This window comes from Saccharothrix deserti, from assembly GCF_009769385.1.
Lineage (GTDB): Bacteria > Actinomycetota > Actinomycetes > Mycobacteriales > Pseudonocardiaceae > Actinosynnema > Actinosynnema deserti.
Genome location: NZ_VKAB01000107.1, coordinates 1 through 7,897 on the forward strand (window position 1 = coordinate 1; position 7,897 = coordinate 7,897).

A 7,897-nucleotide genomic window follows, 5' to 3' on the forward strand; every position below is an offset into this window, starting at 1 on the left:
ATGTACCCGCCCCGGCCACCACGCGGGCCCCGCCCGTGACGGGCCACGGCCTGCAGCAGGCGACACCGACCGGTCTCGCCTCGGTGTCGGGCGATGCGTTCGCGGACACCGACGGTGCGATAGCCGGCGGAGTGATGCAGGGCGGTGCCGGCGCGGTTCTCGGGGAAGAGCACGGTCTGGGCGGCAACGACCTGCCGACACCTCGCCCGCGGAAGCCCTCGCCGACGTAGACGGAGGTCTCGGCGACGCCGGAGAGCGCTCGCGGGTGGAGACGGGGCGGCGGCCCGGCCGGCGACCCGGCACAGTGAGCCGTTTTCATTCGTGGGTGGCGGCTGGTCTCGATGTGGTGCAGGACGAGGATGGCTGCGACGATCGCGGTGGCCCGGCGTGGGCAGCAGCGCAGCTTGGCGAGGACTTCCAGCCCTTGAGTAGCGACACGGCGCGTTCGCCGAGTGCGCGGATGCGGGCGTGGGTCCGGTTGACCGCCTTCTGGCCTCGGGACAGTCGTGGACGGCTGCGGTGGCGCTTGAACGGGGGTGCGGACCGTTCCGCCGGCGCCTTGGTATGCCTTGTCGGCGAAGGTGGTGACCTCGTTGTCGGCCAACACGTTGATCAGGTGGTGGGTGTGGGCGGCGGTCAGGTCGTGGACGGCGCCGGGCAGTGTCGCGGATGCCCACACCAACCGCCCGGCGGGGGCGGCGAGAAGTTGGACGTTGACGCCGTGGCGTCGGTGTTTGCCGGAGTAGTGGGGCTTCTGGTCGGCGACGCGGTCGATCGGGACCAGGGTGCCGTCGAGGATCGTGTAGGCCAGGCGGGCGGCCCTTTCGCCTGCGGCGTGGACGTCCTCGGCCAGGTCCGCCGGCAGGTCCACCGCTTCGTGGACGTACCGCCAGGCGGTGCTGCAGGAGATGCCGAATCCGGTGGCGAGGCGGGCATGGGTGTCGCCGTTGCGCAGGTGTGCCAGTACGAGCAGCGCCTGGTGGCAGGGTTCCAGGCGCGCCATCGGGATCGGCGTTGCGCGCGGTGTTCTCGGATCAGGTCACTCAGTCTGCACTGTGACCTGCGACGTCATGATGAAAATGACTCAGAGGGTGAATTCCTACTTCTGGTACCCCACAGGTGAACGCCGACGCGAGCGCGGGGACTGGCCAGGAGGCGGTGGACCTGCTGCACGACAAGTTGCAGCACCAGCTCGCCGACATGGGTCGCTGAACCCGGCCGGCGAAGCGGCGGTGCGGCGCACGCGGCGCGACGGTCAGGCCGTCGTGCCGCGGTGACGCTGGTAGTGGCGGGCGGCGCGAGCGCGGTTGCCGCAGCCTGCCGAGCACCACTCCCGGCGGGGGTGGTTCTTGAGGAAGTACAGGACGCAACCCGGGGCGAGACAGGCTCGCAGCTGGTGGCGGGCGTCCTGACTGAAGAGCGCGATGGCCTCTTCGGCGATGGCGGAGACGGCGGCGAAGACGGCCTGTCCGCTGGTGCGGGCGTGACGTGAAGGGGCCTGGCCGGTCGTCCAGGACAGCGCCGACCAGTGGGGTGCGTCACCGGCGGCCCGGTTGAGCGCGGTCACGGCCGCTTCGAGTTCGCGGATGTCGGAGGTGGCTGCCGGGCGCGGGTCCTCGGTGACCTCGGCGGCCAGCCGGCGCAGCGCGTCACGCAGGTCGATCAGCCGGTGGCCGAGGCGGTCGAGGTCGGACGCGGCGAGCGCGTCGAGATCGCCCGGGGTCATCAGGTCCGTCCTGGCGGAGACGGCGTGCAGCCAGGCCTTGGTGCCGTCGCGAAGGCTCAGCGCGTCGTGCACCCCGTCCCGGTCGGCCCAGATGGTGTTCATCAACTCCACCGGGAGCGGCTCGCCCAGCAGCGGCGCATCCGTGTCCATGTCGTCGAGACTACCGCACTTCTAACGGTTGCAGCGGTCTCCATCCGTTGACAACGGACGCGTGCCCGTGCATGATCCTTCTAACGGTTACTGGCACATCCAAGCGTCAGAACCGGTGATCGAAGGAGTGCTGCCCGCATGACCGGTTTCGCCCCCGTCGACCCCGCCACCGCGACCGGCAAGGCGGCTGAGCTGCTCGCCGACGTGCAGAAGGCCCTCGGCGTGACGCCGAACATGACCAAGGTGATGGCCAACAGCCCCGCGCTGCTCCAGGGCTACCTGGCCCTGTCCGGCGCGCTGGCGGGCGGCGTGCTGCCCGCTCCGGTCCGCGAACGCCTCGCGCTGGCCACCGCCGAGTACAACGGCTGCGAGTACTGCCTGTCGGCCCACACCTACATCGGCGCGCACATCGCCAAGGTCGACGCCGACGAACTGGAGGCGGCCCGGGACGCCAAGGCGTCCGACCCGCACACCCAGGCGCTGCTGACCCTGTCCGACGCCGTCGCGCGCAGCCGCGGCCAGGTCGACGACGGCACCCTCCAGGCCGCGCGTGACGCCGGCGCCACCGACGCCGAGATCGGCGAGGTCGTCGGCCACCTGGCCCTGAACGTGCTGACCAACTACTTCAACATCCTCGCCGAGGTCGACAACGACTGGCCCGTGGTCACCCCGCGCAGGACGGCCTGATCCACGATGACCGGCCCGGCACGCACCGACACCGTGGGCTTCCACGAGGGCGAGCTGGCCGTGCAGCGCCGGGCGGGCGTCTCCAGGGACGCCGCCCGGCTCTCGGCCATGATCGCCCCCGCCCGGCTGAGCACAGGGGTGGCGCAGTTCCTCGCGGAGCGGACCTTCGCCGCGATCACCGCACGCGACACCGACGGCACGCTGTGGCTCTCCCCGCTCACCGGCCCGCCGGGGTTCCTCCACGTCGGCTCCCCGACCGCCCTCACGGTGCGGACGTCGCCGGCCGAGGACGATCCGCTCCGCGGCCTGCCGACGGACCAGCCGGTGGGGCTGATCGCGGTCGAGTTCGCCGCCCGCAGGCGCCTGCGCGTCAACGGCACCCTGTCCGACGCCGGGAACGACGGGCTGCGCGTCGACGTGGAGCAGGCGTTCGGCAACTGCCCCCAGTACATCCAGGGCCGGCGCCTCCGCGGCACACCCGTCACGGCCCGCAGCGCCGCGCCGGTCCGACGCGGGCGGAGCCTCACGCCGGACGACGCCGACCTGATCCGCCGATCCGACACCTTCCTGGTCGGCACCACACCCACCCCACCCGCGGCAACGACGCCTCGCACCGCGGCGGAGCCCCCGGATTCGTCCGCGTCGAGGACGGAGGGCTGTGGTGGCCCGACTACTCGGGCAACAACATGTTCACCACTCTCGGCAACCTCCAAGTCGACCCCGACGCCGCCCTGCTCTTCTGCGACTTCACCACCGGCCGCACCCTGCACCTGTCCGGCCGGGCCGCGGTGGAGTGGACCCGCCCGGGCGCCCCCGGCGACGACGACCGCACCGGCCGCCGCGTCCACTTCATTCCCCGGCACCTGCTCGCCGGCCACCTGCTGCCGCTGCGCGCCGACTCCGTGGCCCCTGCACCCGACAACCCGCCGCTCACCTCACCGTGAAGGACAACCCAGCCATGACCGACGCCCGCCCGCCGTTCCCACCGTTCGACCTCGACAGCGCCCTGGCCAAGGTCCAAGCTGCCGACTGCGCAAGAGCCTGTGGGGCTTCCGCGAGAACCGCATGGCCGTCCGCTTCCAGTACGAGTGGCACGACGCGGAAAGCCAGTGGTTCCGCTCCTACGGCAACGAACTGTGGGAGTTCGCCGACAACGGGCTGATGCGCCGCCGCGAGGCGAGCATCAACGACCTGCGCATCGACGAAGCCGACCGCCGATACTTCGGCCCCCGACCCCGGGACGAGCGAGGCCCCGGCCACGACATCCCGCTCGCCTGACACCACCGCGACCGTCAGCGCGACGACGTGCCGGTAGCGGTAGTGACTCGGACCGGCATACATGATCGCAGACCGGCCTATGTGGTCGGTTGGAGTCGTGGGCCGGGGCCGGCTCCACGCTGGCCAGGCTGGGCGGCTGAGAGGTAGCCGCGTTGTCGGGCAGCCTTGACCCAGTCCTTGATCGTGGGCTCGGGTCGGTTGAACTGGGCGGCAAGGCGTCGGGTAAGCCCTCGGCCGTGTACTGCTTCGCGCAGGTATGCGTGGGCGAGCCTCTCGAGTAGCTCGTCATCCAGCGGGGGGCGGCCTCGTTGCGGTCGCTCCGCGAGCGTGTTTGCGGTTTCGAGTGCTTGGCGGGTGGTTTCCGGGAACTCGTCGACATCGAGCGTTGGACCCGGTAGCGAGCGGATGCCTTCGTCTTCCCAGGATCTATCGGCTAGTGCGTTTTGGGAGCGGGCGATGATCTCGCCGATGGGAATGCGGCGGAGGACGTCGCTTGTGATACCGATGCGGCGCGGTTGCACGTCGCCGTTGTGCTTGTCGCGCTGGAACTCTTCCCATTCCTCACGGTCGACGAAGGTTCCGTAGTCGTCCCAGTAGCCCCAGCGGGTCCGCCACAGTTCGAGTTCGACGATCTCGAGGCCGAAGCCGGAGTTGACGAGGATCCCGTAGACGGACACGGGGAGGTCGCGAGCGTGGTAGAGGAAGTCGGCGACGTAGCCGGGACCACGCGGCCGTTCCTTGATGAACAACTCGAGGGACGGGCCGGGGATCGCATCCTCGGGCACATCGCCCTGTTCGGGGTATTCCTCCCAGGGGTCCATTGCGCGGATCATGATCGATGACTTCATCAGGTCGAGGTGCTGGCGCATGCGGTTGAGGTCATAGGACAGGTCCCGTACTTCCCAGTGGTCCGACTTGAGTTGACGCTCGCCTTCAGGTGCGTCGGGGTTGACGAAGTCGTCGTCGGTGAAGGTGGGCTTTGGCATGACATCGACCTTAAACCCATCCGGTGCGCGAACAGTATGGAAAAACCGTATGACTTGGGGCGCGATGCAAGTCATCCCAAAGGCGACGGTTCGCTGCCGCAGCGTGGCGCCCCCCGATCACGTCGCTTGCAGTGCATCCAGCAGCGAACAGGAAAGCTCACCACGTTGTCGAGCCTGGTGATCGTCTCTTGGGTCAGTGAGCAGTCGCCGGGGCAGCCGTCCGATGACGGAACGGTCTTGATCTTCGTTCGGGTCGCGCTCGGAGGTTCTGCGTTGCTTCGGCCGCCGACCAACTCCTCAACCGTCTGCCCGAGATGTCGACTCGGTGAGAAGGTAAAACCGCCTGGAGGCGATGACAACCTTCGTCGCGGTGCCGTGTCCGTGCTCGGCGACAGGAGGCCGAACGACCCTCCTGTCGCCGAGCTTGGTGATCACGGCAGCGGGCCGGAGCCGGTCGACCGCTGGCGAGTGGGGCACTGTGCCTTGTGGATCCGACACCGCCGCCGGCTGTGACGGCGTCAGGTTCCCGATTCGGTGGCGTCGCCCGGTGGCCGGTGTTCGGCCGTCAGGGCTTCCTCGACGGTGTGGTAGAGCCACAGGACGTCGTCCAGCCGGGTGATCTCGATGGGGCGGATGACCGGCCGGTTGGTGTCCACGACGATGCGCAGTGGTCCGCGTCGTGCTTGCGCGTGTGTGGTGGCCGCCAGCAGGGCGGTGAGACCGGGCGAGCCGAGGAAGGTGACCCCGGTCAGGTCCAGGACGCAGGCTCCGCCGGCGGCGTCGTCGACCGCGGTGGTGACGGCCGCCCGCAGCGCCGGCGCGGTCTCCATGTCCACCTCTCCGGCGACCGAGACCACGACGGTTCCGTCCACGACACGGCGGACGATGTCCAGCCCCGGTGGCGGCTCGGCGTGGGACGGTCGGCTCACGGTCGGACCGTACCGGGCCGGCGACGCCATGGCCCGCCACGCCGTCCGCCGCCGGTACGTGCCCCGGAGCGGGGTGAAGTCAGGTCCGGTGGCGCCAGTCCGGGGCTGCCGCCAGGTGAGGGGCGCGGGCACTGCTTGCCGCCCGGTCCAGCGCCAGTTCGGCCCACACGGTCTTGTGGCCGATGTGGCGCTGCACGCCCCACGCCGAGGCGAGCCGGTCCACCACGAGCAGCCCGCGGCCACCGGACGCGTCCGGGGTTCGGAGGTGTGGTCGGCGCGGGGAGGTGTCATCGACCTCGACCCTCAATCGCCGGCCCTGGTCGATCAGGCCGAACCAGCAGACCCGGGGCCCGGTGCCGTGCCGGCGGGCGTTGCCGACCAGTTCGTCGACCACCAAGACCGCGTCGTCGACCACGATCCCGCCGTGACCGGCCAGCACCTCCCGGGCCATGCGGCGGACCTCCCTGGCGGGGGCCGTGTCCAGGTCGCAGCTCACGCCGCGCGGGTCCGGCTCCTCGGACACCGGACTCCACGACTGCGTCGACATCGTGTGCCGCTCGGAAAGTCATCGCTGCTGGTCAAGCGGCGTGTCGGTACTCGTTGATGAGCCCGCCCAGGGGTCCGGGTACGCAGGTGCTGTTGGCGCCGAGGTCGTGTACCGCGGTGGGATGCTCCGGGCCTCGGGCGGTGGTTGGTGGCGGGCTTGGTGGGGCCGGTGGTGGTTGTCGGCGAGGTGGTTGGGAACCTCATGCGTGTCGCGACACGCCGAGAGGTTCCGAAGTCAGCGGTGGCGTGTCGTCTCGCATTGTGGGATGTCGTGTGTTCGTGGCGTGGTGGTTGGTGTGTTTAGCCTGTTCATGCAGGGCAGCGCCAGCCCTCCGGGGCTGGCGAGGATCGCAACATGGTGGGCGAGGAAGCCCAGAAGACGATCACCGGCAGCGCCAGCCCTCCTGGGTTGGCGAGGATCGCAACTGGCCGATCCGGGTGTCGGTGTACGCCCCGGTGCGCACAGGTAAGTACGGGATGACGTGCACAGCGGCGGCGGCCAGGCGCAAGGGTGCAGACCGACGTCAAGTTCGTTGAGCCTATGGACGCCGACGGCCGTAGCGTCCAAGCCGGCACGCAAGCGCGCGCTCTGCGGCTACTTAGACGATGTCTCACGTGGTGAGTTTGGGTGAGTCGTTTGAAGCAGGTCAGCGCTGCGGCGAGGGTGAGGAAGCCACAGTAGTTGTCGGCGTGGCGTTCGTAGCGGATGGTCAGTCGTCGGTAGCCGGTCAGCCAGGAGATCGTGCGTTCGATCGCCCAACGGTGTCGGCCGAGTCGTTCGGAGGACTCAATGCCCTTGCGGGCGATGCGCGGGATCGTGCCGCGGTCGCGTGACCAGCGGCGGAGGTGGTCGATGTCGTAGACCTTGTCGGCGTGCAGCTTCGCGGGCCGGAAGCGGCGCGGTCCGCGTCGGGACCGGATCGCGGGGGATGGCCATGAGCATGGGCTTGAGGGCCTGGCTGTCGTGCAGGTCGGCCGCGGACACCCCGACCGCCAGGGGAAGGCCGGCCCGGTCGGACACGACGTGGATCTTCGATCCGGGCTTGCCCCGGTCGACCGGGTTCGGACCGGTCATGGATCCCCTTTTTTGGCCCGGACGGAGGCGGCGTCCAGGATCGCCCGCGACCAGTCCACCTCGCCCTGCGAGCCGAGCTCGTCCAGCACGGCCTGGTGCAGCCGCCGCCACAACCCCGCCTCGGTCCACTGCGTGAACCGACGGTGCGCGGTCGGCACGGTGACCCCGAACGAGGGCGGCAACTCCCGCCAACCACAGCCACTGGTCAGCACGTAGACGATCGCAGTGAACACCGCCCGGTCGTCCACCGACGCCGTCCCACCGCCCTGCGGACGCCGCGTGAACTTGGGGATCAAGGGTTCTGTCAACGCCCACAACTCGTCGGGCACCAATCGCAACGACAACCGATCAACCACGGTCCGAGATCATGACACGTCGCCCAACGCCACGTGAGATGCCCTCTAAAGCCCGAGGGAGAGCCGACCGAGGGTTGACCGTGGTTCCCCGCCGACGGGTGTGGCCCGGAGGGCGGTGTCAGAAGGGGGGTTCGGTGGAGAAAGTGCCCGTCCAGACAGGCACG

General features: G+C 69.8%; 7 protein-coding genes and 4 pseudogenes. 3 read left to right on the forward strand and 8 right to left on the reverse strand.

All coding sequences use genetic code 11. The annotated features are described in order from the left end of the window. Positions 1-77: 77 nt before the first annotated feature. From FM051_RS49180 to FM051_RS49190, 3 genes and pseudogenes are all read right to left on the reverse strand, one after another. Positions 78-253, reverse strand: a pseudogene (locus FM051_RS49180) (N-acetyltransferase family protein); the annotation flags it as partial. 240 nt (positions 254-493) lie between these two features. Beyond that, a pseudogene (locus FM051_RS49185) lies at positions 494-1,003 on the reverse strand (transposase family protein); the annotation flags it as partial. A gap of 252 nt (positions 1,004-1,255) precedes the next feature. Beyond that, positions 1,256-1,876 carry a CGNR zinc finger domain-containing protein gene (locus tag FM051_RS49190; RefSeq protein WP_158854789.1) on the reverse strand — a complete coding sequence of 207 codons (621 nt, stop codon included), beginning with the start codon at positions 1,874-1,876 and terminating at the stop codon, positions 1,256-1,258. A gap of 138 nt (positions 1,877-2,014) precedes the next feature. Between FM051_RS49190 and FM051_RS49195 the strand changes: the two genes are divergently transcribed. Continuing rightward, a complete protein-coding gene (locus tag FM051_RS49195; RefSeq protein ID WP_158854791.1) occupies positions 2,015-2,563 on the forward strand; it encodes a carboxymuconolactone decarboxylase family protein in 549 nt (182 codons plus the stop codon). Here the strand turns inward: FM051_RS49195 and FM051_RS54490 are convergent. Next, entirely contained in the window at positions 2,497-3,141 is a 645-nt protein-coding gene (locus tag FM051_RS54490; RefSeq protein WP_238413257.1) for a hypothetical protein, read from the reverse strand. The genes FM051_RS49195 and FM051_RS54490 overlap by 67 nt on opposite strands. Before the next feature lie 108 nt (positions 3,142-3,249). Between FM051_RS54490 and FM051_RS54495 the strand changes: the two genes are divergently transcribed. Beyond that, complete coding sequence (locus FM051_RS54495; RefSeq protein WP_476655332.1) at positions 3,250-3,507, forward strand: hypothetical protein; 258 nt, start codon at positions 3,250-3,252, stop codon at positions 3,505-3,507. An 85-nt stretch (positions 3,508-3,592) separates the two neighbouring features. Further along, a pseudogene (locus FM051_RS49205) lies at positions 3,593-3,841 on the forward strand (DUF1348 family protein); the annotation flags it as partial. Between the two features lie 77 nt (positions 3,842-3,918). Here FM051_RS49205 and FM051_RS51325 read toward each other — a convergent pair. From FM051_RS51325 to FM051_RS49225, 4 genes and pseudogenes are all read right to left on the reverse strand, one after another. Further along, the gene (locus FM051_RS51325) at positions 3,919-4,827 is read right to left on the reverse strand and encodes a hypothetical protein (protein WP_202919518.1); all 909 of its coding nucleotides are present in this window, start codon (positions 4,825-4,827) and stop codon (positions 3,919-3,921) included. A gap of 518 nt (positions 4,828-5,345) precedes the next feature. Further along, complete coding sequence (locus FM051_RS49215) at positions 5,346-5,756, reverse strand: STAS domain-containing protein (protein WP_158854793.1); 411 nt, start codon at positions 5,754-5,756, stop codon at positions 5,346-5,348. Between the two features lie 79 nt (positions 5,757-5,835). After that, positions 5,836-6,279 carry an ATP-binding protein gene (locus FM051_RS49220; RefSeq protein WP_158854795.1) on the reverse strand — a complete coding sequence of 148 codons (444 nt, stop codon included), beginning with the start codon at positions 6,277-6,279 and terminating at the stop codon, positions 5,836-5,838. Between the two features lie 653 nt (positions 6,280-6,932). Further along, positions 6,933-7,721: pseudogene (locus tag FM051_RS49225) on the reverse strand (IS5 family transposase); the annotation flags it as partial. Between the last annotated feature and the right edge of the window lie 176 nt (positions 7,722-7,897).

Coding starts and splice junctions, on each gene's coding strand:
- FM051_RS49190 (WP_158854789.1), bottom strand. CDS start 1,876: ATGGACACGGATGCGCCGCTGCTGGGCGAGCCGCTCCCGGTGGAGTTG.
- FM051_RS49195 (WP_158854791.1), top strand. CDS start 2,015: ATGACCGGTTTCGCCCCCGTCGACCCCGCCACCGCGACCGGCAAGGCG.
- FM051_RS54495 (WP_476655332.1), top strand. CDS start 3,250: ATGTTCACCACTCTCGGCAACCTCCAAGTCGACCCCGACGCCGCCCTG.
- FM051_RS51325 (WP_202919518.1), bottom strand. CDS start 4,827: ATGCCAAAGCCCACCTTCACCGACGACGACTTCGTCAACCCCGACGCA.